Here is a 25,925-nt window from a genome sequence, read left to right as displayed (position 1 = left end):
TCTGCGAACGCGGTGGAACGACCCGGTGGCCAGTCCCGAGAGCGGCATCTACAAGACCACCGACGGCGGCAAAACGTGGAAGCCGCTCACCGAGGGACTTCCCGATTTCGCCAAGGGCGAGTGCGAGCGGATCGGCCTCGACATATGTGACAGCCAGCCCAACGTGGTAGTGGCCGTGATCTTCCGCGACGGCGCGGAGGTGTTCCGCAGCGAGGACAAGGGCGAAACGTGGAAGGCCGTCGAGGGCGGGACCGCGGTCAAGAACGTATTCCCCGAATACTCCTGGTACTTCGGCCAGATCCGCGTCGATCCGAACGACCCGCTGACCATGGACGTGTTCGGGCTCCGGTTCGCCCGCACCACGGACGGCGGCAAGACGTGGAAGAACGTGCGGGGCAACCACTCCGACTACCACGCGGAGTGGATCAACCCCAAGGACTCGAAGAACGTGCTGGTCGGGAACGACGGCGGGCTCATGGTCAGCCACGACGGGCTGGACTCCTACGAGCACGCGAACAACATGCCCATCGCGCAGTTCTACAACGTCTCGATCTCGCAAGCCGAAGGCACGTTCCACGCGTACTCGAGCCGTCAGGATTTCGGCGGTTGGCGTGGCGAGATTGTGGTGAACCCGGACCGCACGCTCGAGGGCAAGTCGTGGGCGCCCGGCCCCGGCGACGAGTCGGGCCGGCACGCCGTGGATCCGACCAACCCCGACCTTGTGTACTACGTGACCCGATACGGCGGCGGACCCAGCCTGGCCGACTACAGCCAGAAGAACCCGCGCAACGGAAACCCGCCCCTCAACAAATCCCTCTCGCCCGACTTCGGAACGGACCGCAAGCGGGCGCAGTGGGTCTCCCCGATCATCGTCTCGCCCGCCGATCCCAACCGGGTGCTTTTCGGCGCGCAGTTCGTGTTCGTGAGCGACGACCAGGGGGCGACGTGGCGGAAGATCAGTCCCGACCTCACCAACCTCGACGAGGCGAAGCAGGGCAACATCGCGTACTCGACGGTCTTCGCCATCGCCGAGTCCCCGCTCAAGAAGGGCGTGATCTACGCGGGGACCGACGACGGCAACGTGCAGGTCACGCGCGACGAGGGCGCCACGTGGACGAAGGCGAACGCCGGTCTGCCCGAGGGACTCCACATCGCCACCCTCGAGGCCTCGCGGTTCGACGAGGGCACCGTGTACGTCGGGGTGAACGGCAAACGCAGCGACGACTTCGGCACGTACCTCTTCAAGTCCACGGACTACGGCAAGACCTGGACCTCCATTGCGGGGAACATCCCCGGCGGCTCGGTGAACGTGGTGAAGGAGGACCCGACCAACAAGCAGATCCTTTACGTCGGCACGGACATGGGCGTGTACGTCACGGTGGACGGCGGACGCAGGTGGACCGTGCTGGGGAAGGGCCTGCCCACGGTCTACGCCCACGACCTCGCGATCCGCAGCGACGGGTTCTTGATCCTGGCCACGCACGGCCGCGGCCTCTGGGGCATCGACCTCACCGGGGTGCGAGCGCGCTGAGGGGGATCTCACGCAAAGAACGCAAGGATCGCTATGGGGGAATTGCACGCGGAGGCGCAGAGGCTCGGAGGGGAAATCTCACGCAAAGAACGCAAAGAGCGCTATGGGTTTCACGCAGAGGCGCTGAGGCGCTGAGGGTGTTTTCGTCGGCCGAACCTCGCAGGGCGCGCTCCATCTTTGCGTCTTTGCGTTCTTCGCGTGCCAATCCCCCGCGCCTCAGCGCCTCCGCGTGAGATTCCCCTAGCGATCTTTGCGTTCTTTGCGTGAAACCTTCGGCGCCTTTGCGCCCCCGTCACAAATCGGTCACCTTCGCTCATGGACCCTTGGTTCAACGTTTTGACCAAACGAGGAGGACATGATGAGGATCCAAGTGACAACGCGCGCATTCGGCCGACTCTTTGCCGGAGTCGCCGTCTTCGCGGGGCTGAGCCTGCTGGCGGGTGCCCAGGCCCCTGACACTCAGGATGCGATCGCGCAATTCAGATTCACGGCCGTCCATCGAAAGGCGATGGCCGCCCTCAAAGCCGACTCCGGGCTGACGCGGAACCCGTATGCAGTTCTCGTCAAGTTTCGGAACGAAGCCGCAGTCTCCGCCAACGAATGGGCGAAGTTCGTAGCAGGGGCCACCACCCTGCGCAAGTTCCAGCTCGTTCCGGGTTTGGAACTGGTCGCCACGAACGGACGCTCACCCGAGGCGGTCGTCGCCGACCTCGAGCGAACGCCGGGCGTCGAGTACGCGGAGCTGGACGTGGTGATGCACGTCGACCAGAGCGGCGAACAGAGGTTCCCCAGCGACCCGAGCTTCTATCCGACTTCGTGGGGTTTCCACAACGACGGGCAGGCCTTCAACGGCTACCAAGCCACCGCCGGGGCGGATGTGAACGCGCCGGAAGCGTGGTGGATGACGATCGGCGACCCCGACTTCGTCGTGGCGATCATCGACACGGGCATCCAGTACACCCACCACAATCTCAACGACAAGATCTGGAGCAATCCGGGCGAGATCGTGGACGGCCTCGACAACGACAACAACGGCTATGTCGACGACATCCGGGGCTGGGACTTCTCCGAAGGAGACAACGATCCCATGGACCTCAACGGCCACGGCACGCACGTCGCGGGCATTGTCGGGGCGGAAGAGGGTGGCACCGAGCCGTTGCAGGGCATCGTGGGCATGATGTGGCAGTGCCAGCTCATGCCCCTGCGCTGCTTCGACGCGAACGGCAGCGGCCTGATGTCCGACGCGGCGCTCGCGCTCCAGTACGCGGTGAACAAGGGCGTCAAGGTCTCGAACAACAGCTATGGCTACAGTTCGGGGACGATCATCCAGACGCTCTACGATGTGATTCAAGCATCCCAGACGGCCGGGCACCTGTTCGTCGCCGCCGCGGGCAATGAAGGAAGCAACAACGACAAGGGGAAGAAGCGCCACTACCCCGCGTCCTTCGACCTGGACAACATCATCAGCGTGGCCGCGACCGACATGAACGACCAGATGCCAAGCTGGTCGAACTACGGCGCCTCCACGGTGGACGTCGGCGCGCCCGGCGACTACATCCTGAGCACCTGGCTCCTTAGCCAAGGCGTGACCCAGCAGTTCCTCAGCGGAACTTCCCAGGCCGCGCCCTTCGTCGCGGGAACGGCGGGTCTGCTCTACGTCCAGAACCCGGGCTGGACCTACCAGCAGGTTCGAAATCGGATCTTGAACACGGCGAGGCCGATCGCGGCTCTGGCCGGCAAGACCGTCTCGGGAGGCGTGGTGGACGCCGGTACGGCTCTCGGCAACGCGCCCGTGGGTCCGCCGACTCCACCCAACGCTCCGGGCACCCCGAGCCTTGGCAGCAGCGGAGGCACCGTGACCATCGCGTGGTCCGACAACTCGAACAACGAGGACGGGTTCGTGGTGGAGCGCGAGAGGAAGGTCGGCAACCGGTGGCGCGAGACCACGACCGTCGGCACCGTCGGTGCCGATGTCACGTCCACCACCGACCAGCCTGGCTCGGGGACCTTCCGGTACCACGTGCGGGCGTTCAACGGAGTGGGAACCTCCAACTGGAGCGGCTGGGCGCAGATCAACAACTAGGGGCAAACGGCCCGCGCGAAGTCGCGGGGTTTGGGCGGAGCCGGACAACGGATCCGCCCATCTTTTTGCGCGAGCCCCCCCCCCGCCTCAGCGCCTCCGTGTGAGATTCCCTTAGCGATCTTCGCGTTCTTTGCGTGAAACCTTCAGCGCCTCAGCGTGAAACACCCCTAGCGCCCTTTGCGTCCTTTGCGTGAAACTAGCAACATGCGCCAACCACGACACGGGGGCGGGTGGCGGGCGATTGCCTACACCTTGTCGAAGGCGCGTGAGAACGGGCCCATCCGGTTCTGGCGCGCGATGCGCACCAAGAACGCGTGCAAGACGTGCGCGTTCGGCATGGGCGGGCAGGCGGGCGGCATGCGGAACGAGGCAGGGCGCTTCCCCGAGGTGTGCAAGAAGTCGCTGCAGGCCATGGCCTCCGATATGCAGGGCCGCATCGAACCGCGGTTCTTCGAGACGTACCGCCTCGACCAGCTCGCCACGTTCTCGCCGCGCGAACTCGAACTTGCGGGACGGCTGGCCTTCCCCATTGTGGCCGGGCCGGGGGACACCCACTTCCGCCCTGTCTCTTGGGACGACGCGCTCGACGTCTGCGCCGACGCGCTTCGGGCGTCGCCCCCCGAGCGAACGTTCGTCTACTCCAGCGGCCGCTCGTCCAACGAGGCGGGGTTTCTGCTCCAACTTCTCGCGCGCGCGCTCGGTACGAATCACGTCTCCAACTGCTCGTACTACTGCCACCAGGCGAGCGGCGCGGGGCTGAAGGCGTCCATCGGCACCGGCACCTCCACCGTCGCGCTCGAAGACCTCGAGCGTTGCGATCTGCTCTTCCTGATCGGCGGCAATCCCGCGTCGAACCATCCCCGGCTCATGAGCGAGCTGATGCGCCTTCGCCGCCGCGGCGGCCACGTGGTGGTGGTCAATCCGCTGCGCGAGGTGGGGCTCGAGCGGTTCAACGTCCCGTCGAGCGCGACAAGCCTTCTGTTCGGTTCGGAGATCGCGTCGCTCTACGTGCAACCCACGATCGGGGGGGACATCGCCCTGCTGTTGGGAATCGCCAAACGGCTGCTGGAAAGCGGCGCCGTCGATCGGGCGTTCGTGGATAACCACACCGAGGGCTGGGAGGCGTTCCGACAACGGGTGGAGGACACGTCCTGGGAGGCCGTGGAGCGGGACTCCGGCGTCTCCCGCACCGAGATCGACGCTGTGGCGGACCTCTACGGGGCATCGAAGAGCACGGTGTTCTCGTGGAGCATGGGCATCACCCACCACCTTCACGGCGTGGAGAACGTGCGCTGGATCGCCAACCTTGCGCTGATGCGCGGGATGGTCGGCAAGCCCGGAGCCGGATTGATGCCGATCCGCGGCCACTCGAACGTGCAGGGTCTGGGCTCGATCGGCGTCACGCCCCAGATCCGCGCCCAGGCCGCCGAGCGGCTCGGCGAACTGGGGTTGACGGTGCCCTCTTTCGAGGGTTACGACACCTTGGCGACGATGGAGGCGGCGAGCCGGAGGGAGATGCAGGTCGGCGTCTGCCTCGGGGGCAACCTGTTTGGCGCGAACCCCGACGCGTCGTTCGCCTCCGAGGCGCTTGGACGGGTGGACACCCTGGTCCACCTCAGCACGACCCTCAACACGGGCCACGTGAGGGGCCGTGGTCAGACCACGGTGATCCTCCCGGTGCGGGCGCGCGACGAGGAGGAGCAGAGCACCACGCAGGAGTCGATGTTCAACTACGTGCGGCTCTCGGATGGGGGCCCCGCGCGGCTGGAAGGTCCTCGAGGCGAGGTGCAGGTGCTGGCGGAGATGGGGCGGCGGGCGTTCGCAGGTGCGGCCGCGGTGCTCGATTGGGCTGAACTCGCCGACCACAACGCGATCCGGCGCCTCATCGCCCGCCTCGTGCCCGAGTTCGAGCCGGTCGCCGACATCGGGACGACCAAACGCGAGTTCCACATTCCCGGCCGCGTTCTGCACGAGCCCACGTTCCGGACCGGGTCGGGCCGGGCCCGGTTCACGGACTTCCCTGTTCCCGAGGCGACGCCGCTGGGCGAACGCCAACTCAGGCTGATGACCGTCCGCACGGAGGGCCAGTTCAACACCGTGGTGTACGAGGAGACGGACCTCTACCGCGGCCAGGACCGTCGGGACGTGATCCTCATCCACCCCGAGGACCTGGCGCGGCTGGGACTCAAGCCCGACCAGACGGTGGAGGTGCGCAGCGAAGCGGGAACCCTGCGCGCCGTCGCGAGACCCTTCCCCATCGCCCGCGGGTGCGCCGCCATGTACTTCCCCGAGGCCAACGTCCTGGTCCCCAGACGCGCCGACCCCGTGTCGAGGACCCCCGCCTACAAGTCCGTGGTCGTAGAGGTCACGTAGCCTGGGAGTGCACGGTGGCGGCCGGCCTGGGAGTGCGCGAGCTTGCTCGTCGCCTTGCATCCGCCGGGCTCGCCCGGCGCTTCGGAACTCGCGGCAAGCCGCTCGGGTTCAGGGCGGCGCGCAAGCGCGCGCACTCCCACGTTACGGTGGCGGCCGGCCTGGGAGTGCGCGAGCTTGCTCGTCGCCTTGCATCCGCCGGGCTCGCCCGGCGCCTCGGAACTCGCGGCAAGCCGCTCGGGTTCAGGGCGGCGCGCAAGCGCGCGCACTCCCACGTTACGGTGGCGGCCAGTCTGGGAGTGCGCGAGCTTGCTCGTCGCCTTGGCTCCGCCGGGCTCGCCCGGCGCTTCGGAACTCGCGGCAAGCCGCTCGGGTTCAGGGCGGCGCGCGAGCGCGCGCACTCCCACGTTATGCGCGGTGGCGGCGAAGGAAGATCCTAGCGAAGAAGGCCTCCGTCTTGCGGGACCAGCGCATCATGCCGCCCTGCCACTTGTCCAGCACCGTGATCGGCCAGCGCGGCTTGGGAAGGCTTCCGTCGTAGTAGTTCACAAAATGCTTGTCCAGGGGCATCCGGTCCGGCCGCTTGTGCGTGCGGAACAGGTGATCCCAAAGCGCCACGCCCCAGAACCCCACCACGGCGAGGTTCGCGGTCGGCCGCCAGTGGTGCATGAGGTGGAACCCGTAGATGTACCGCGTGAGTTTGGCCGTGGCGGGCCGCTGCATCAGGGGCATCCACACCTTGTGGAACGGAAGGTGCAGGATCGCATGCCAGATCTCGTACGCCGAGTAGCAGATCGTCGCGCACGCGATGGTGGAAACCAGGATCGGCGCGCTCGGGAACAGCAGCTTGAACGGCAGGCCAAGCAGGATCAGGAACACGCCGTAGAAGATCGAGATCGAATACAGGGGGAACATCATCGACTCCTCCTGGTGCTTCTCTTCGATCGCGTACTCGCTGCGAACGGCTGCCAGCGCCTCCGGCTCCTTGGCCTTGACGGACGCCTTCACGTTCGTGAGGCCGTGGTGCGTCACGTGCGCGCGCATCATCGATCCGATGAACGGCAGCACCGCCGAGTGGAGCAGATAGCGGTGGTACAGATATTCGAACAGGCTCAGCGGAATCCCGAGCAGAAACGTGCAGAGCACGATCATCCAAGGGTTCGCAAGTTCGGAACGGAGCATGTCGGGGGCGACGAAGTAGAACACCACAAACGCCAAAGCCAACTGGGCGCCTGTCGCGAGGAAGAACACGCCGTAGGGCATTTTCGCGTGCTCGCCCTCGTGGCCCATCGGGTCCTCGATCACGGCTTCTTGGCTCGGAACAACGGGTTCGGCAGTCTCGTGCCGGGTGGAATCGATCGGTGTGGCCATAAATTTCTTGGGTCGTCTCGGGTTGGTCATCTTCGACGGACCCAATCCAAGAGACGCTTCAGGCGTCGGAAATTCACCGAACCTGCCAACAGATTACCCCGCGGCCCGGCACGAGGAGACGCCGGAGGCCCCAGCCCGACCCCAAGAGGGTCCCGGTAAACTCTCCCCGATGAAGATCGGAACGTTTGCTTACCCCGCACCGCGAAACGAACCCGTGCTCTCCTACGGGCCAGGAACCCCCGAACGGGCGCGGCTCAAGGAGGTCCTCGCCGAGCTGAAGGGCCAGCAGGCGGACATCCCGATGACCATCGGCGGCCAAGCCGTCCGGAGCGGCAACACCAAGGCCCTCCACCCGCCGCACGAGATCGCGCACACCCTCGGCCACTACCACGCCGGCGACCGGTCGCACGCGCAACAGGCGATCGACGCGGCCCTGGCCGCCGCTCCCGCATGGGCCGAGATGGACTGGGAGAGTCGCGCGGCGATCTTCCTCAAGGCCGCGGACCTCATCGCGGGCAAGTACCGCCCGTACATGAACGCCACCACGATGCTCGGCCAAAGCAAGAACGCGTTCCAAGCCGAAATCGACTCGGCGTGCGAGATCATCGACTTCCTGCGGTTCAACGTCCATTTCCTGGACGAGATCTACCGCCAGCAGCCCGCAAGCTCGCCCGGAGTGCACAACCGCATGGAGTATCGGGCCCTCGAGGGGTTCGTTCTCGCCGTCACCCCCTTCAACTTCACCGCGATCGCGGGGAACCTGCCCACCTCGGCCGCCATGTGCGGCAACGTCGTGGTGTGGAAACCTGCGAACTCGGCGATCTACAGCGCCCAAATGTTCATGCGGGTGATGCAGGAGGCCGGTCTCCCCGACGGTGTCATCAATCTCGTGTTCGTGGACGGTCCGACGATCGGCGACGTGTGCCTCAACCACCCCGCCTTCGCAGGCGTCCACTTCACCGGCTCCACGGGAGTCTTCCAAACGATGTGGCGGACGATCGGCGCGAACATCGAAAAGTACAACTCCTACCCGCGAATTGTGGGTGAAACGGGCGGCAAGGACTTCGTGATCGCCCACAAGAGCGCGGATCCCGACGTGGTGGTGACAGCCCTGCTGCGCGGTGCGTTCGAGTTCCAGGGGCAGAAGTGCTCGGCGGCTTCGCGGGCGTACCTGCCGAGCAACCTTGCGGGCGAGATCAAAGAGAAGCTGCTGGCCGGGATTCGGTCCTTCAAGATGGGCACGGTCGAGGATTTCTCCAACTTTGTCAATGCAGTCATTGACGAAAAGGCATTCGATTCGATTGCGAAGTACATCGAAAGCGCGAAGAACGACCCCGACAGCGAGATCCTGATTGGAGGCGGCTATGACAAGTCGAAGGGCTACTTCATCGAACCCACGGTCATCGAGGCCAAACAGCCCAAGGTCAAGACGATGTGCGAGGAGATCTTCGGCCCGGTGCTGACGATCTACACGTACGACGCGGACAAGTGGGAAGAGGCGCTCGCTCTCGTCGACGGCACGTCGCCCTACGCGCTCACCGGCGCGGTGATCGCCACCGACCGGGGCGCGATCGAGACGGCGACGCGGATGCTTCGCCACGCCGCCGGGAACTTCTACATCAACGACAAGCCGACGGGGGCCGTGGTCGGCCAGCAGCCGTTCGGAGGCGCAAGGGCCAGCGGCACGAACGACAAGGCCGGCTCCCAGCTCAACCTCTACCGGTGGCTGAGCGCCCGGACGATCAAGGAGACCTTCGAACCGCCGGTGGACTACCGCTACCCGTTCCTGTCGGAATAGCCTGGGAGTGCGCGAGCTTGCTCGTCGCCTTTTCTCAGCCGAGCTTGCTCGGCGGCTCGAGACTCGCGACAAGTCGCTCGGGTTCAGGGCGGCGCGCAAGCGCGCGCACTCCCAGATTCGAGCTTGCTCGCGCACTCCCAGACTCGCGCGAGCTCGGGCACTCCCAGATTATCTTGGGTCGGGTTTGAGCTCCAGTTTCTGCTCCCGGGTGGCACCTCCGGCCTTCAGCCGCACCGTGTAGGTTCCGGCGGGCATCCACTCGCCGCGCGGGCCCACGGGGGTGTCGCCTTTCACTGCGGTCATCGGGAGGCGGGGACCGCCGCCGGGCGGTTGGGAGTACTGGTCCCACACCAGGCGGTGCAAGCCCGGCTCCGCGCTCACCCGCTCGGGCGGGCGCGCCCAGAGCGTCATCACCGTGATCGCGTCGGGGTCGATCGGCACAGGCTTGTCGTCGCTCGAGTACCTGCGGACGACCTTGCCGTCGCCATCCACGATCTCGATCGTTACGGGGCTCGCGACCGGGCCGCGCAGCCAGTAGTAGAGAATGGCCCCGTCGGGCGGGTTCTTGCCCGCCGGCTCCTCCGGAGGCAGCGGCGTGTCGGTGTTCTGGTTCCACACCAGCCGGTAGGACGGCTGCGGGGCAAAGAGGTAGAGGTCTTGGTTCGTCACCGGGGGGGTCGAAACCGCCATCTGTCGCAGAGGCGAAACGTCGTCCAGGATCCAGAACGAACGACCGTGCGTCCCCACGACGAGATCGGCGTCCTTCACCACCAGGTCCCGAATCGACGTCGCGGGCATGTTCTGGCGCAGGAGGTTCCAGTGGTCGCCGTCGTCGAGCGAGAAGTAGACCGCCCGCTCCGTTCCGCAGTACAGCAGCCCCCGCGCGACGGGATCTTCGCGCACCGTGTTCACCGGCTCGTTGTCCGGCAAGCCCGAGGTGATGCGCTTCCAGGTCTTGCCGCCATCGTGCGTGCGGTAGATCCAGGGCTTCAGATCGTCCACCCGGATCCGATTGATGGCCGCGTACACCGTGTCGTCGTCGAAGTGGCCGGCATCAAGCTGCGACACCTTGCTCCAAGGCGTGAGTTCGGGTGGCGTGACGTCCTTCCAGCTCTTCCCGCCGTCGCGCGTGAGGTGGATCAGCCCGTCGTCCGTTCCCGCCCAGATCGTGTCCACGGTCTTGTTCGAGGGCGCCACCGCGTAGATCACGCCCCTTCGCCGCATCGTCGCAAGATCCTGCGTGGCGAACACGCCGACGCTCGCCGGCACTGCGGGTTGCGGACGCGAAAGATCGGGGCTGATCACTTGCCACGTCTTCGCCGCATCGTCGGTCTTGTACAAGACTTCGGTGGCGAAGTACAGCGTCTTGCGATCCACCGGCGAGAAGAGCAGCGGCATCGTTCGCAACGCGCGGTGCCCCTCCCCACGCCAGTTCGGACCCACGTTCTCGGCGCGCCCTGTGCGATGGTCGTAACGGGTGACCTTCCCTCCGTAGATGAGGTTGGGATCGAGGGGATCGGGCGCGACGTAGGCGTACTCGTCGGCTCCCACAGGGTGCCAATCCCGGAACGTGATCTGCCCGTCCGGGCCGCGGCTCAACACGCCGGCCGAGCCGCTCTCCTGCTGTCCCCCGTACACGCGGTAGGGGAAAGCGTTGTCCGTCGCCACGTGGTAGAACTGCGCGGTCGGCTGGTTGTACCAACTGCTCCACGTGCGGCCGTCGTTGACGGAGATCGCCGCGCCCTGGTCGGCGGCGGTGAGGATCACCTCGGGACGATCCGGATCGATCCAAACCGTGTGGTAGTCGTCCCCGCCCGGCGAGCCCTTGATGCACGTCCACGTCTCGCCCGCGTCCTCGCTCCGGTAGAGCGAGGTGTTCGCAACGTAGATGCGATCCGGGTTCTTGGGATCGACCTTCACCTCGGCGAAGTCGTCGCCGCGCCCCCACAACCGCTGCTGATCGCTCACCCGCCGCCAACTCTCGCCCGCATCGTCCGAGCGGTAGACGCCGCCGAGGCGAGCCGCATCGACCATCGCATACATGCGCGAGGGCTTGCTGGGCGCGATGGCCACGCCGATGCGACCCAGACCTTCGGCGAACGTCGGCAGCCCCTTCGTGAGCTTGCGCCAGTGGGCGCCGCTGTCGGCGGTCACATACAACCCGCTCCCGGGCCCCTGCCACGCTCCGTTCTCCCAGGGTCCCTGCCTCGCCGACCAGAGGTCCGCGTACACGATTTTCGGGTTGGTGGGGTGCATCGCCAACGTGGCGGCGCCGGTGTTCTCGTCGATGTAGAGCACCTTGGACCACGACTGCCCGCCGTTCGTCGAACGAAAGACTCCGCGCTCGGTGTTCGGGCCGTACGGGTGACCCAGCACTCCGACGAACAACTCGTCCTTGTCCTTGGGGTTCACCACGATCGCCGGAATCTGAAGCCCGTCGCGCAGGCCCATGTGCTTCCACGTCTCGCCGCCGTCGTCGGAGCGGTACACCCCGTCGCCCACCGAAAGGTCCGGCCGCTGCAGCCCTTCCCCGCTTCCCACGTAGATCCGGTTCGCGTCGGAGGGCGCCACCGCCACAGTGCCGATCGAGCCCGTGGGTTGGTCGTCGAAGATGGGATTCCATGTGAGTCCGTAATCATCGGTCTTCCACACGCCCCCGTTGTTCACGCCCACGAGGAACGTGCTGGGATGCCCTGGCACACCGGTCGCGCCCACGGTGCGGCCGCCTCGGAACGGACCGATGCAGCGCCACTCCAGGCCTGCGTAGGCGTTGGCGGGCAGAGACTGTGCCCGGACAGCGGCGACACCGGTGCAGGCAAGGAGAGCGGCGAGGAGGCGAGTGTTCACGAGGAACTGTTCGCCGCACGAGAACGCATTCCCTTTTGGGGGGTTTCGGCACGCCCGTCTAGCGGGCGTGGCACCTTCTGCGCAACCTTTCTGCGCCCATGGATCGGCGCACTCCAGATCAGCCGACGCTCTTTTGGAACTTGGAGGTGGCCACCACGAGAAGAGCCACCGCAATCACCGACGTCGCCACAAAACTGCCCCAGAGCTCCCCGTAGCCCGCGGCCCGCACCTCCACACCCCGCAGGATCTCCAACTGGTGCGTCAGCGGCAGGGCGTTCGAGATGATCCGGAGCAAGCCGGGCATCGTGTCGCGCGGGAAGATGAAGCCGGACATCAGGATCGAGGGCATGAAGATCAGAGTCGACATCTGCAACGCCTGCGCCTGCGTGCGCGCAATCGTGCTGATCAGCAGCCCGATCGCCAGCGACGCGACGATGAACGGGAGCGAAAGCACGAACAGCAGAATCATATTCCCCGCCACGTGGACGTCGAACAGCAACGCCCCAAGGTAGATGATCCCGCTCATCTCCAACAGCCCCAACACGAAGAACGGCGCGAGCTTGCCCAACATCAGGCCGTATTTGCCGACCGGAGTGACCATGAGCTGCTCGAGCGAGCCCTGGTCGCGCTCCCGCACGATGCTGTTGGACGTGAGCGAGCTGAGCACGATCTGGAGAATGAGCCCCACCAGGCCCGGAATCATGAACACCGCGGTGCTCATGTTCGGGTTGAAGAGCACATCGACGCGCGCATCCACCTGGCCCGGTGACGGCGGCCCCGGCGCCGCAATGAACGCCGTTCGCGCCCGCGTGGCAACCTGGCTGTCCGAGCCGTCGAGCAACACGCCCACCTGAGGGTGGCCGCCCGCCAACAGCGTCCGGCTGAAATCCGGTGGGATGATCACCGCCACGCGGGCCGTGTTGGCACGCACCAACCGCGCCGCCTCTTCGGCCGTGGGGACCGTGAAGTTGAGATCCAAGTACTGGGTCGCGTGTAGCTTGGCCAGGTACTCCCGGCTCTCGCGGCTTCGGTCGAAGTCCACGACCGCCGTGGGGATGTGCCGCACGTCGAAGTCGATCGCGTAGCCGTACATGCACACCTGGAAGATGGGAATCGCCAGCGCGAGGATGAGGCTCGCGCGGTCGCGCATCAGATGCGCCAGCTCCTTGCGGGCGACGGCCCAGAGCCCGTTCACGGCTTGGCCATCCTTCGCGTCAGCGTCACGAAGACATCCTCCAGGGACGGCTCGATCTCGCGGATCGGCGGCTCGGGGAGGCCCGCATCGCGCATCGCTTCCACCACGTCGCGATCCCGCGTCGCGGCGTCTACCAGAAGGTGGACCTCGGCCTCGACCAGCGTCGCGTCCACCGTGAACGGCTGCTTCCTCAGAGTCATGAGCGCCTGCGCCGGGCTCGCGCTCAGAACGGCGATTCGGCGCGTTCCCTCGGGTGACACCTCCGGAAGCGCCTTGAGGTCCGAAGGGGTGCCCCGCACCATCAGCTTCGAAAGATAGATGTACGCGATGTCGTTGCACCGCTCGGCCTCATCCATGTAGTGCGTCGTGACGAACAGGGTCTTGCCTTCCCCGGCAAGTTGAAACAAAAGGTCCCAGAGGTCCCGCCGCGCCACCGGGTCGATCCCCGCGGTCGGCTCGTCGAGGAACACGATCTCGGGTTCGTGGATCAAGGCGGCGGCCAGGGCGAGGCGTTGTTTCCAACCACCGGATAGTTGGCCCGCCCGCCGCTCGAAGTACGGTCGGATCCCCACCAACTCGACGACGGTCTCCATGCGCTCCTTCAGGTGCGCTCCGCGCAGCCCGTACACGCCGCCGAAAAACGTGAGATTCTCCTCGACGGTCAGGTCTCCGTACAGCGCAAACGACTGGCTCATATAGCCGATCGAACGCTTCACGGACTCGCTCTCGCGCACCACGTCGTACCCGTTCACGGTCGCGGTGCCGTCGGTGGGCGCCAAGAGGCCGCAGAGCATCCGGATGAAGGTGCTCTTGCCGCTGCCGTTCGGCCCCAAGAAGCCGAAGATCGTGCCCTTCTCCACCGTGAGGCTCATCGATTCGACCGCGGTGACGGAGCCGAAGCGCTTGGTGAGATCCTCGGCGACGATTGCGCTCACTGCCATCCCCCGACACGCTTGACGGTCGCCGCCATTCCGGCCCGAATCTTCGATTCCACCCGCGCCAGACGGAGGCGCACGGCAAAAACCTGCTTCCCACGCTCTTCCGGCGTCTGCAGGTTCGCCGGCGTGAACTCGCCCTGGGTGGCGATTCGCTCGACGACGGCTGGAACTAAATCGGAAAGACCATCGACCTTCAGCTCGGCCGTATCGCCAACTTGGACCTTCGACAACTGAGACTCGGGTAGACACACCCGAAGCCAGATGTCCGACGGATCCGCAAACTGGATCACGGGCCCGCCTGGAGGAACCAGATCCCCGTCTGCAACGAGGACACTCTCCACGATTCCGTCGGCCGGGGCGACGATCGCCCCTTCGTCGACAAGGTCTTCGGCCTTGCCGAGCTGGGCCTCCGAGGCCGCCGCGCCGGCTGCCGCCTGGCCGCGTTGCTCGGGCGTCGCCCCCTTCAAGAGCTCGTCAAGCACGGCTTGCGCCTGTCGCAAACGCGCCTCGGCCGCCAGCACGTCCTCGCGCCGAGGCCCCTCAATCAAGAGATCCAGGCTCTGCCTCGCCGCATCGCGCGCCGCCCGCAGCCGCGCGATGTCCTCCCTGCGCGTCCCCGCCCGAACCGCGTCGGCCTGGGAACGCGCGGCTTCGTAGGCCTGGCGCGCCGCCTCGAGCTCCTCGGGCGGGGTCCCTCGTCGGACACCCGCCAGCACCTGTTCGGCTTCGGCCTCCCGCGCACGGGCGGTGGCCGCGGCGGTCGCCGCCGCCTCGGCTGCGGCCTTGGGCACCGCCCCGTCCTCGAACAACGCCCGCGCACGTTCCGCATCTCGCCGAGCCTGGGCGGCCGCGGCTTGGGCGGAGGCGAGCCGCGCCTCGGCCTGGCGCCGCTCCTCGGTGGTCGGGCCGCGTTGCGCGGCGCGGTATCGAGCGTTCGCCTGGCGCTCCATGGCCTCCGCGGCGGCTCGGTCCTCCGGGCGAGGCCCCGCGACGGCCAGTGCCAGGGCCGCCTCGGCCTGCGCGAGCTGCTGGCGACCGATAGCGATCTCCTCGGGCCGAGAGCCCTTTCGCAGGGCGGCGAGACCTGCTTCCAATTCGGCGACCACGGCACTCTGGCGGGCAATCTCCTCCGCCCGCGGCCCGATCTCGACCTCGAGACTCTTGAGCCGCGCTTGGTCGGCCAACGCGCGTGCCGCGTTCGCGTCCTGCTCGGTCGGCGTCGCCTCCAACCGCACCAGGACCTGTCCCTTCTTCACCGCGTCACCCTCGCGGACCAAGATCTTCGCGACGCGCCCGCCCACCCGGCTGGACAGCTTCGCGGGCTGCGCCTCGAAAATGCCCGAGAGTTCGCTGCGTTTGGCATCGCGAACGCGATCGACCGCGATGCCCGCGACCACCAGGACCAAGATGACGAACAAAGGCATGAACCTACGGACTTTCATCGACTCGACTCCTTACAAGGGAAGGCCATTGAGGCCAGGGTCTCCAGAAACTGTTTCTCGGCGGCCGCTCCCATCACTTCCATGCCGCCGATCTCCGCGTACACCGAGCGGAACCGGAAGAACCCGTCCATCGCCGACAGCAGGACGATGAGGAACATGGCCGGATCGACACCCGGCGGCAGTCCGGATCCGGGCTGGCTCATCCTGGCGCGAAGGCGCCGAACGCGCTCCCGAATGTTCGGGTCCATCTCGCCCGCGTCCAAGCTCATCCAGGCCAGCAGACGCTGAAGCTGGGGGTTCTTGCGCATCAGCTCGAATCGCGCCCGCACGATGTCCTCCAGATCCAAGCCTTCCGCCTCCTCGAAGAACCGGTCGACCACCGCCATCAGGGGACGGACCCGCTTGTCGAGCACCGCGTCCCACAAGCCGCGCTTGGACTGGAAGTGATACAGGACGAGGCTCTTGGCCAGCCCCGAGTCGCTCGCGACGGCCTCCAAGGAGGTGCCTTCGAACCCGAACTCGCCAAAGCGAGCCATCGCCGCGTCGAGGATCGCGTTGCGGGCGCCCTCCGGATCTCGCGTTTTTCTTGACCGCACGGTCAGATTATTGACCAATTGGTCAGGAAATGCAAGGCGAAAGTCCTAGTCGTCCTTCAAGACCTTCGGGCCGATCTGCAACCCGCGGCGCACTTTGGGCCTGGGCGTCTTCGCGCCCTTGATCGCGCCCCAAAGCACGTCGTTCAACTCCTCGTCCGGCAACGACTCCTCCGCGTACAGGTTGATCATGCGGGCGCTGTCCTTCGCGCGGTAAGCGTTCGAAGGATTGACCTCGCCTACGATCTCCTTGGCGGGAAGGATCGCCTCGTAGGGCTCGGAGTTGCCGGCGTCCGCGGCCAGGAATCCGAACGGCGAGGCCGCGGCGTCGTACTGGTTCAGGGGCGTCATGCCCAGCACCAACCCGATGGTCCGCAGCGCGCTGTCAGTGTTGTAGAACCGGTGGTCCACCGTCGCGCGCGGCACGTAGGGGCTGATCACCTGCACGATCGAGCGGTGCGCGTCGATGTGGTCGTAGCCCGCTTGGGCGTCGTCTTCCAGAACGATGATCAGCGTGCTCTTCCAGAAGGGGCTCTTCGACACGGCTTCCACGAGCTGCCCCACCGCGTAGTCGTTGTCCGCGACCATGGCGCGCGGCGAGAACATGCCCGGCGACGTGCCCGCCGTGTGGTTCACGCAGAACCGCACGAGTTGAAGGGACGGCATCTCGCCCGCCTTCACGAACCCGTCGAACTCGGTCTTCCACTCCGAGAACCGGCTCGGCGAGCGCTTGCTGCCGAACGACTTCAACTGCTTCGGCGCGGAGACCCCGTGTTTGATCCACGCCTCGCTGTCGGGATACGAGAGGTCGTAATGGCGGAAGTCGTCGTCGCTTCGGCCGACCAGCGCGCGCTTGGTGGGCGTGTTGTCCTTGACGTCCTTGAGCACGTCGTTCCGCTTGTCCGCAGGGTCGTTCGACTGGAGGAAGAACCCGTAGTTGCGGAACGAAACGCCGTGCTGCAGCGCCTTGTCCCAAAGGTAGCCGCCCGACGGGCGGGCGACGTCGGAGATCCCGATCATGTCCACCGGCACGCCGTTGTTGGAGCCCTCGGTGTCGTAGGAGCGACCCCGTCCGCTGTAGTTGTACGGCGTGTTGCGCGAGGCGTACGCCGAGACCATCCCGGCGGTGCTCCACAACCAACCGTCCTGCGAGACCTCGGCGGGACAGTAGAAGTTGTCCAGCAGCGCAAACCGCTCCGCCAGGGCGTGCTGATTCGGGGTCACCGGGCGCGGGAACAGACAGATGGAAGGGTCCCCACCAGGCAAATCGCCGAATACGTTGTCGTACGTGCGGTTCTCCTTCACGATGTAGATCACGTGCTGGATGCCCGGGTTGGCAAACCCCTTGAGCGTCGAGCCCGAGATGCCGGGGCGGATCCAGTTGTTGACCACCACCTGCTTCGACCAGCTCTTCAGCCGCGCCTCCGAGGGAACGGCCACCCGCGACACGGTGCCCTCGAGGATGTCTTGGATGTACTGCCCCCACGTGCCGACCGGCTTGTTGTTGGGGTTCCGCACCTGAATGCCCTTCGCGCTCGCGACGAACAGGTGCTTCCCGTCGGGGGCTGCGACGACGCTCGTGGGGAGCCAGCCCGTCGGGATGTACCCCTTCAGGCGCCTGTGCACCGTGTCCACGACGGCGATCGCGTTCAGGTCGGCCAGCGTCACATAGAGTGTCTTGCCGTCGGGCGACAGGCCGAGTCCTGTGGGCGTGGCCCCGGGCACGCCGCGCACGTCGTCCGGCCGGAGCAGCACCGTGGCCAGGATGCCGCTGCTCGCTGTGGAGAGGAAGCTCACCGTGTCGCTGCCCGAGTTGGCGACGTAGAGCACGTCCTGGTTCGGGCTCAGGGCGAGCCCGACTGGGGCGGCCCCGGTGGGCACGTTCTTGAGCAGGCGCATGTCCGAAGGATCGATCACCGACACCACGCCGTCGCGCTCGCTGGTCACGTACACGCGCTTGCCCGCACGCGGTCCCTGGGTAACCGCCGCGACGGCCATGGGGAATCCCGGCAGGGGGATGCGGCCTTGGTGGGTGCTGTTCCTCAAATCGAAGAGGCTCAAGGAAGCGCGGTAATCCGTTTCATGAGACGTCTGGTTGTTGACGACGAACAGGGTGTTGTCGCCAAACTGCCGCTCATCGAGGACCGCCAAGCCCGCCGGATGGTTGGGAATCTTGCCCTCTCCCCACCGCGGAACAGTCAGATCCGGCCCATCGGGGCTGAGTTTCCCGTTTTTGGACAACACAAAGCGCGAAATCCGGTCCTGCGCCCCGCGCGACGCGTACAGGACGGGCGTCGAACTCTCCGCCAGGTAGTCCCCTTCCCAACGAACGTCTAGCTCCGCGACGAACGCCAGTCCGTAATACAGCCCATCCCGCAACTGCCCCTGGGGCCGCGCGTTGAAGTCCAACTGCGAAACCAACTTCCCGTCTGCAACCCGAATCACGCTCAAGAACTCGCGGTACCCGGCGGTGGTGACCACGAGGAATTTCCCGTCGGGACTGAGCGCCATGTTCAGCGGGTAGCTCCCGACGGGCGTGTGCAGGCCCGCAGGCGTGATCAGCTTGCCCGTCGGCAGCTGGGCGGATTGCTGCGCCAGGCAAGGTACGGCGAGGACCCCGAGCAGAAGCGAAACAGGGAGATTTCGACCACAACGCATGGAGCCAGATTACACGCGCTCTCAGCGTCTTGACACAACCTTATCGAATGCGACCGCGGGCGACGGGGCAAACCGAAGCACGCGATCGGAGATGCGGGCGTGCAGACGCGCGGCGTTCGGGTAGCCCGTCGCCGCGGGATCGGGCTTCTCGAACATGCTTCTCCGACCCTCGATGCGCAGACTGCCGGCCGGGTCCAGCGTCACGAACGCGAACAAGGGGTCGTGGTACACGGCGCGCGCACCCTCGCTCCCAAACCCGTCTCCGGCCCAGAAGTACGACGCGCTGTTGATGTGGACGTAGTGCACTCCGTTGATCACGCTCGCCTCGTCCAGGTGGTGGTGGCCGCACAGGCACGCCACCACGGAGCCGGGGGCTCGCGCGTTGGCCTCGTCGATCACCCGGCGCACCTCGAGCCGGTTCGGCACGGTGTAGCCGGTCCACACCTCGTCCAGCGATTGGTGCGAGAGGATCACCGCGGGCTTCCCGGGCTTGGCCAACTCGCCACGAAGCCACTCGATCTGCTCGGGACTGACCCGATCGCGGAGCGAGGACTCGATGTAGTAGTTGCCGTGGTCGTAGTCCACATGCTTCCCGCCTTTGAGGATGAAGTTGCAGTCGAGCACGAGGAGCCGGAACGCCCCCGCGTCCAAGGCGTAGTAGGGCTCCGTCATGCCCCACACGTCCATGATCTCCCGCTTCGCGCCGAGGTCCATGTCGTGGTTGCCGAGCACGTGGTGGAGGGGCCCCGAGAACTGCTCCCAGCGCTTCACCAGGGCTCGGCCCGCGGGTGTCGGGTGGCAGAAGTCACCCATCTGCACGAGGAACTCGGGCTTCTGCGACTCGACCGCGGCGAGGAACGCGTCCAGACGCCTCTCCGCGTCGGGTTGCAAACCATGGTGCAGGTCGGCGATCACGCCGAAGCGGACGGGTTTCGCCCCAGGCACGAGTTTGGGAGCAATCGCCATCGCGGCCGAGGCCTGCAAGAACTCCCTGCGGGTGCACTTCACGCTTCCATCGTACGACGATCGTCCGAGAGAGCCAAGGGGGTGGCCAGGGCGGAAAGGATCGGTGTCGGGGAAGAGGATCGGAAGAACCAGCCCGCCCAATGGCCTGAATTCATTGTAATGGTTCGCGGGGCCGACGGGTGTAAGAAAGGCGTTGAAATCCCGATCGCCGGAACCGCGTGTTCTCGCCCGAGGCAAACCGGGGACAATGGAGGATATGACGTCCAGAAGTGCCGCCTCGCCCAGCGCCGCTGCGGCAGGCGGGAGCCGCGTGGGTTGCTGGCGTTCCCAACGGGAGGCGCGATGACACCGATTCGCGAACCGCTTCTCGAGGCCCGTACCGCGGCGGTCCTGCTCGCCGCTCGACGGGAGGGCAAGAGCGGAACGACCGCCTCTCTCGATCTGGGCTGTTCGCAAACGCGCGTCTCCCTCGGCGCCGAGGGAGTCTCGGCGGAGGGCCTGTCCGCCTCGTGGACCGACCTCGAGGAGATTGCCAAGGAGCCGCGCAAGGTCTTCGCCAGCATCGACGGGGAGTGGCGGCCGGTGCAGGTGTTCAGCGAGGAGACGCGTTGGCTTCGTTCCCTCTGCCCAACGGAGACCGCGCCCACGGTGCTCGTCAGCGGCATCCCCATGCATCGCATCAAAGCGTGCGACCCGATGTCCGACACCCGGGCCAAAGTGAAGGCCTTGGGAACGCCCCGGGGGCGCGTGCTCGACACCGCCATGGGATTGGGCTACACGGCGATCGAGGCAGCCAAGACCGCAGAATACGTTCTCACGCTCGAGATCGATCCTGCGGCGGTGGAGATCGCCCGCTGGAATCCCTGGTCGCGCGCGCTCTTCGAAAGTCCCGTGATCGAACTCCGCGTAGCCGATGCGGCAACCGAAATCGAGGCGATGCCGGCCAACGAGTGGAGCGCGATCATCCACGATCCGCCCACCATCGCCTTGGGGGGCGACCTCTACTCGCTCGCCTTCTACGAACAGTTGCGCCGCGTGTTGCGCCGCAAGGGCCGCCTGTTCCACTACGTGGGCGATCCCAACAGCGGGCAAGGCGCCAAGATGACCCCCGGCGTGATGCGCCGACTGTCGCAAGCCGGATTCTCGCAGGTCCAGCGCGCACCCGAGGCCTTCGGGGTCGTCGCGACCGCCTGAGCCCACCTCGACGTCTGGCGCGACGGCGTCTGTTTCCGCTAGACTGCTTCGCACCAGGAGACCATCGATGCTCGCGCTGACCGCTATCCTCGCAACCGGCGTCCCACTCGCCCAGACCGTGCTCCCTCCCCTGATTCCCAAGCCGGTGAAAGTCGTCGTGGGTCTCGGCACGTTCACCATCGACGAGGGCACCCGCTTCGCCGCTACGGGGGAGGCGCGCAAGGTGATCGAGCCTCTTCGCCAGATGCTCGCCAAGGCCAGCGGGTACAGCCTGCCCTACACCACCACGTCGGGACCCGGAGTCATCTCGGTCAGCCTTCAGCCCAACCTCGCCTACCTTGGTCGGGAAGGCTACGCCCTGGAGGTTTCGCCTGCCCACGTCCGGCTCGAAGCCCCCGCGGTCGGCGGACTGTTTTACGCTTCGCAGACGCTGCGGCAGCTTCTGCCGCCGTCGGTGGAACGCCCCGACGATCGCCAGCCCGAGAGTTGGAGACTTCCCTCGGTCGCAATCGAAGACTCCCCGCGATTCGAGTGGAGAGGCCTGCATCTGGACGTGTCGCGGCACTTCTTCCCCAAAGAGGAGATCAAGCAGTACCTGGACTCCATGGCGCTGCTCAAACTCAACGTGTTCCACTGGCACCTGGTGGACGACGGGGGGTGGCGCCTCCAGATCAAGCGCTACCCCAGACTGACCGACGTCGGCGCGTGGCGCAAGACCATGGACGAGGTTTGGTCGCAAGGCAAGCTGGAGTTTCCCGAGCCCGAGGACAAGAGCCCACGTTACGGGGGCTTCTACACGCAGGAGGACGTCCGCGAGATCGTCGCCTACGCCAAGGCGCGCAACATCACCGTCGTGCCCGAGATCGAGATGCCGGGCCACAGCATGCCGGTCATGGCGGCGTACCCTGAGGTTACGTGCACGTATTTCGCTCAAAACGTGTGGAAAATCGCCACCGGCATGCACCACGCAACCAACTACTGCCCCGGCAAGGAACGCACGTTCGAGTTCTTGGAGGGTGTGCTGGACGAGGTGATGGAGCTCTTCCCTTCCAAGGTCATCCACATCGGCGGGGACGAGGTGAACAAACTGCAGTGGAACCGGTGCGACGACTGCCAGAAGCGCATGCGGGACGAGCGCCTCGCCACGCCCGAGGCGCTCCAAAGCTGGTTCTTGCAGCGCATGGAGAAGTACCTGAACGCCAAAGGGCGCACGATGATGGGGTGGGACGAGATCCTCGAGGGTGGTCTTGCGCCAAACGCTCAAGTCATGTCCTGGAGGGGCGTGGACGGAGGGATCGCGGCCGCGAAGTCGGGGCATCCCGTGGTGATGACCCCCACCTCTCACTGCTACTTCGATTACAGCTACCAGTCCATCAGCACCCGAAAGGCGTTCGAGTTCGAACCGGTTCCAGAAGTTCTGACCGCCGAAGAGGCCAAGCTCGTGCGCGGGGGACAAGCAAACGTGTGGACCGAGTGGATGTCCACGTGGGAGAAGGTCGAGACGATGGTCTTCCCCAGACTGTTGGGCATGGCCGAGCGTCTTTGGAGCCCGGCATCGAATCGCGACGCCGACGCGTTCCTTGCCCGCTCGGATCGCTTCCTCGAGCGATTGGATGCCCTGCGGCTCGCTTACGACGTGCCGACTCCCACTCCGAGCCACTCGGCGTTGATCTTCGCCAAGCAGGCCAAGCTCACATTTGCCCCGCCCGCGACCCCCGGCGCCACCGTACGGTACACGTTGGATGGAAGCGATCCCACACCCGATTCTCCCAACTACTCGGAGGCGATCACGGTGGCCGACACGACCCAGGTTCGCGCCGCCACCTTCGTGCCGAGTGGGCGCCGCTCGGAGATCGTGTCGGTCGCTTGCGCGCGTTATGTTCCGCGAGCACGGACGGGCCTCGAGCCCGGCCTGCACCTACGCTACGTGGAAGGGGAGTGGGATCGCGTGCCCGACCTTCACATCGAAACCCCGAGGCCTGTGGCCGACATCGACCCGAAGCCGTTCCTGGGGCGCGACAAGTTCGGTCTTGAATGGACGGGATATATCTCTATTCCCTCCTCGGGCACCTATACGTTTCAGTTGGGCAGCGACGATGGAAGCGTCCTGTGGCTCGCGGGCGTCAAGATCGTCGACAACGATGGCCTTCACGGCTACGGAGCGAAGTCGGGCGCCGTGGATCTCGAAGCGGGCGTGTACCCGTTCAAACTCGGCTACTTCGAGGCAGGCGGCGCAGACGGCGTGGATTTGACCGTCTCCGGCCCCGGCATTTCTGCGGGACCTGTCCCTGCCGCTTGGTGGCTGCGTGAACCGCTCAGCCCTCCCCGCTCGTAAGAAGGACCAGGAATGAAGGAAGGCAACCAGCAACTGACGCCGGGCATGATCGCTCTTTTCGCAGGAGTGGGAGGTTTGGTCGTGGGTTCCGTCGTGGTCTTCGCCGCGATGCGCAACCAGGCCCCCAAGGTCGTGTTGCCCGCAGGCGAACCCGCACCCGTGGCGAGTGCGCCTCCCGCGGTGGTCCCCGATCCCGTGGATCCCGCCTCGGCGGAGGACCCCGGAGCCGCGGCCGACGGGGCAGGCGAGACCGCTCCGGGCACATCGCCGACGACCCAGCCTTCCGGACCGGGTGCGGCACCGACCGTTCCTCCGCCCACCTCGCAGATCAGCGGCACCCTCGGACCTGCGAACGGCCTGCCCAGCGGCACCGATCCCCTGATCCCACCCTCCCCCGATGTGACGCTCCGCGAGCCCGAGGTTCGACTGGTTCGGCTGAACGTGTACACGGCGAACCCCGAAGAGGCCCAGGAGGAGCTCGTGCGCTCGCTCAAGCCGTTGGGCGGCCAGATCCGCACGTTCGCGGATTACGGAAACCCGGCCCACACGCCATCCATCGGAATGCTGATCCTCATTCCCGAAGAGGGCGTCGAGAAGCTGGTGAACTTGGTGCACGCCCAAAACGGCAACGTCGCCGAGCAGAGCTGGAAGACGACCGTGGCCTCCCGGCAGGCGCGTCTCGAGGACGACGTCCAAGCGGCGCTCTTCGACCTCAAGGCGCAGCGCCAAAGCCTTCTGGTCAAGTACTTCGAGGATGCAACCCCTGTGAAGGAGGTCGACGAGGCGATCGCCAAGATCGAGGACAGCATCAAGAAGCTCCACATCCCGGCAGAAGCGCAGCAGCGCGCGGCCGTGAAGATCACGTTCGGCCCTCGCGGCTGACCCCCCACCTTTGCGGACTCTGCGTCCTTTGCGTGAAACTGCGGCCGGGGGGCTAGAAGCTGCAGGTACCCGCGCGCCCGGCCTTTTCGAAGTAGCGCTGGTGGTACTCCTCGGCGAGGTGGAACTCTCGGGCAGGCTCGATCGAGGCCACCACCTCGCGGCCGGCCTTTCTCTCGATCTCAGCCACCGCCGATCGCACGGCCTGTTCTTGCGCGGCGCCGTGGGTGAATACCGCCATGCGGTACTGGCTCTTCGCGCTGCTGCGACCCCGCGTGGGGTCGTTCTGGTCGAAGAACCGGCCCAATAACTCCGCGTAGGAGATCGCCGAGGGGTCGAACTCCACCTGAACAGCCTCCGCGTGGCCGGTGCCACCGGCGCACACCTGTTGGTAGGTCGGATTGGGGGCGTTGCCGCCCGTGTAGCCCACACCCGTAGCGACGACTCCGGGAATCAGGCGGAACTCCGCCTCCACGCCCCAGAATCACCCGGCGGCGAACGTCGCCAGCTCCGTCGTGCCCCCCGAGGCGGGTCGGTACCCGGTAGGTGACAATCGCGAGGCCATCGCCTCCTCTTCGGCCGGGCGCCCGAACAACCCGAGGAAGGGAATCATCGCAAGCCCCGCCGCGAGGGCCACCAAAGAGATCGTCGTGTTCATGTTCGAGAACTGGAACACATCAAGAAGTTCCTAGGTTCCGCCACAAGCCCCCGACAAACGACAAACGAAGAACGAAAAACGAAAACGCCCGCCCCGAGCCGTTCGGGGCGGGCGCTCGTCCGCGGTCTAGAACGCGGGGGGCGGGGGCGGAGGTCCGCCAAAGCCACCCGGGGGCGGGGGCGGGCCGCCGGCGTCGTCGAACTTGAAGGCCTTGCCGAGCATCGACTGCCACTTGCTCTTCTGCTGCCCGTTGAGGACGGCGAGGATCTTGGCATCGATCTCCTTCTGCATCTTCTCCATCTGCGCCCGCATCTGCTGCGGGTCCGGCCGCTGGCCGTTGCCGCCGAACTGACCCCGCATGCCCTGCATCGCGGTCTGCTGGATCTCGCGGATCTGATCCCGCTGCGTCTCGCTCAGACCCACCTTGTCGGCGACGTCCGGGCGATTGAGGGCTCGAGCGCCCTGGAGCTGGAGATCCAACTCGTGGTAGCGCTTGTACTGTCCGTCGTTGAGGATCGCCTTGACCTTCGCGTCCTGCTCCTCGGCGCGCTGGCGCATCGCCTCGGGGTCGAAGTTGGGAGGTCCACCCTGGCCGCGCTGGCCGCCGCCGACGCCACCCTGGCCACCCTGGCCGCGCTGGCCGCCGCCGACGCCACCCTGGCCGCCCTGGCCGCGCTGTCCACCGCCGAAGCCGCCCGCTCCGCCGGGGCCTCCGGGGCCACCGCCGGGTCGGCCAAACTCGGCCTGAATCTTCTCGATCTGCGTCTGCGTGAGCTTGAGCTCCTTCTGCACGTCGAGGCGCATCAGGATGCCCGGGCCGCCTTGGCCGCCCCGCATCCCACCCGGTCCGCCGGGACCGCGCTGGAAGCCGCCGCCCTGGCCGCCTTGGCCGCGCTGTCCACCGCCGAAGCCGCCTTGGGCGATGGCGGCACCCGACAACGCCACCGTTGCCACGGTCGCCAAAATCGGAATCCACTGTCTGTTGTTCATCTGTTGCCTCCATGAGCGCCGTTCGGCGCGTGTTGGTTACAACCCTAGATTCGCATCGCGGGGTGAGGAAATCGTTA

The 25,925-nt window shown here is 66.3% G+C and carries 19 protein-coding genes; 7 read left to right on the top strand and 12 right to left on the bottom strand.

Annotated elements, in window-relative coordinates; genetic code table 11:
• From M9921_07315 to M9921_07305, 3 genes are all read left to right on the top strand, one after another.
• Positions 1–1,531 (top strand): hypothetical protein (locus tag M9921_07315; GenBank protein ID MCO5296649.1); only part of this gene is annotated, 1,531 nt, incomplete at its 5' end.
• A gap of 358 nt (positions 1,532–1,889) precedes the next feature.
• A complete protein-coding gene (locus M9921_07310; protein MCO5296648.1) occupies positions 1,890–3,614 on the top strand; it encodes a S8 family serine peptidase in 1,725 nt (574 codons plus the stop codon).
• 204 nt (positions 3,615–3,818) lie between these two features.
• Entirely contained in the window at positions 3,819–5,987 is a 2,169-nt protein-coding gene (locus M9921_07305; GenBank protein MCO5296647.1) for an FdhF/YdeP family oxidoreductase, read from the top strand.
• Here the strand turns inward: M9921_07305 and M9921_07300 are convergent.
• A complete protein-coding gene (locus M9921_07300) occupies positions 5,957–6,385 on the bottom strand; it encodes a hypothetical protein (GenBank protein ID MCO5296646.1) in 429 nt (142 codons plus the stop codon). The genes M9921_07305 and M9921_07300 overlap by 31 nt on opposite strands.
• A 7-nt stretch (positions 6,386–6,392) precedes the next feature.
• A complete protein-coding gene (locus M9921_07295) occupies positions 6,393–7,355 on the bottom strand; it encodes a hypothetical protein (GenBank protein MCO5296645.1) in 963 nt (320 codons plus the stop codon).
• Between the two features lie 169 nt (positions 7,356–7,524).
• Between M9921_07295 and pruA the strand changes: the two genes are divergently transcribed.
• Entirely contained in the window at positions 7,525–9,153 is a 1,629-nt protein-coding gene (gene pruA / locus M9921_07290; GenBank protein ID MCO5296644.1) for an L-glutamate gamma-semialdehyde dehydrogenase, read from the top strand.
• A gap of 168 nt (positions 9,154–9,321) precedes the next feature.
• On the opposite strand, the gene M9921_07285 is transcribed toward pruA, so the two are convergent.
• The 7 genes from M9921_07285 to M9921_07255 form a co-directional block, all read right to left on the bottom strand.
• A complete protein-coding gene (locus M9921_07285) occupies positions 9,322–12,000 on the bottom strand; it encodes a hypothetical protein (GenBank protein MCO5296643.1) in 2,679 nt (892 codons plus the stop codon).
• A 118-nt stretch (positions 12,001–12,118) separates the two neighbouring features.
• A complete protein-coding gene (locus M9921_07280; protein MCO5296642.1) occupies positions 12,119–13,195 on the bottom strand; it encodes an ABC transporter permease in 1,077 nt (358 codons plus the stop codon).
• Positions 13,192–14,130 carry an ABC transporter ATP-binding protein gene (locus M9921_07275; protein ID MCO5296641.1) on the bottom strand — a complete coding sequence of 313 codons (939 nt, stop codon included), beginning with the start codon at positions 14,128–14,130 and terminating at the stop codon, positions 13,192–13,194. Before M9921_07275 ends, M9921_07280 begins: the two co-directional genes overlap by 4 nt.
• Complete coding sequence (locus M9921_07270; GenBank protein MCO5296640.1) at positions 14,127–15,575, bottom strand: HlyD family efflux transporter periplasmic adaptor subunit; 1,449 nt, start codon at positions 15,573–15,575, stop codon at positions 14,127–14,129. The genes M9921_07275 and M9921_07270 overlap by 4 nt, the downstream gene beginning before the upstream one ends.
• Positions 15,572–16,171, bottom strand: a complete 600-nt coding sequence (locus M9921_07265; GenBank protein MCO5296639.1) for a TetR family transcriptional regulator — start codon at positions 16,169–16,171, stop codon at positions 15,572–15,574. Before M9921_07265 ends, M9921_07270 begins: the two co-directional genes overlap by 4 nt.
• Before the next feature lie 45 nt (positions 16,172–16,216).
• Positions 16,217–18,826 (bottom strand): hypothetical protein, encoded by a 2,610-nt coding sequence (locus M9921_07260; GenBank protein ID MCO5296638.1) that lies wholly within the window; start codon positions 18,824–18,826, stop codon positions 16,217–16,219.
• A 21-nt stretch (positions 18,827–18,847) separates the two neighbouring features.
• Entirely contained in the window at positions 18,848–19,834 is a 987-nt protein-coding gene (locus M9921_07255; protein ID MCO5296637.1) for a metallophosphoesterase, read from the bottom strand.
• Between the two features lie 300 nt (positions 19,835–20,134).
• Here M9921_07255 and M9921_07250 point away from each other — a divergent pair, with 300 nt between their 5' ends.
• The 3 genes from M9921_07250 to M9921_07240 all read left to right on the top strand — a co-directional run bounded on the left by M9921_07250 (position 20,135) and on the right by M9921_07240 (position 24,203).
• Complete coding sequence (locus tag M9921_07250; GenBank protein ID MCO5296636.1) at positions 20,135–20,986, top strand: methyltransferase; 852 nt, start codon at positions 20,135–20,137, stop codon at positions 20,984–20,986.
• A 67-nt stretch (positions 20,987–21,053) separates the two neighbouring features.
• Entirely contained in the window at positions 21,054–23,321 is a 2,268-nt protein-coding gene (locus M9921_07245; protein MCO5296635.1) for a family 20 glycosylhydrolase, read from the top strand.
• A gap of 12 nt (positions 23,322–23,333) precedes the next feature.
• Complete coding sequence (locus M9921_07240; GenBank protein MCO5296634.1) at positions 23,334–24,203, top strand: hypothetical protein; 870 nt, start codon at positions 23,334–23,336, stop codon at positions 24,201–24,203.
• Between the two features lie 52 nt (positions 24,204–24,255).
• On the opposite strand, the gene msrA is transcribed toward M9921_07240, so the two are convergent.
• From msrA to M9921_07225, 3 genes are all read right to left on the bottom strand, one after another.
• Positions 24,256–24,675, bottom strand: coding sequence for a peptide-methionine (S)-S-oxide reductase MsrA (gene msrA / locus M9921_07235; GenBank protein ID MCO5296633.1), 420 nt, complete (start codon positions 24,673–24,675; stop codon positions 24,256–24,258).
• Between the two features lie 9 nt (positions 24,676–24,684).
• Positions 24,685–24,876 carry a hypothetical protein gene (locus tag M9921_07230; protein ID MCO5296632.1) on the bottom strand — a complete coding sequence of 64 codons (192 nt, stop codon included), beginning with the start codon at positions 24,874–24,876 and terminating at the stop codon, positions 24,685–24,687.
• A 108-nt stretch (positions 24,877–24,984) separates the two neighbouring features.
• The gene (locus M9921_07225) at positions 24,985–25,848 is read right to left on the bottom strand and encodes a hypothetical protein (protein ID MCO5296631.1); all 864 of its coding nucleotides are present in this window, start codon (positions 25,846–25,848) and stop codon (positions 24,985–24,987) included.
• Positions 25,849–25,925: the final 77 nt, after the last annotated feature.

Source organism: Fimbriimonadaceae bacterium (genome assembly GCA_023957775.1).
Lineage (GTDB): Bacteria > Armatimonadota > Fimbriimonadia > Fimbriimonadales > Fimbriimonadaceae > JAMLGR01.
The sequence above is the reverse complement of the archived record's forward strand: the minus strand, read 5'-3'. Positions and strand labels throughout refer to the sequence as shown.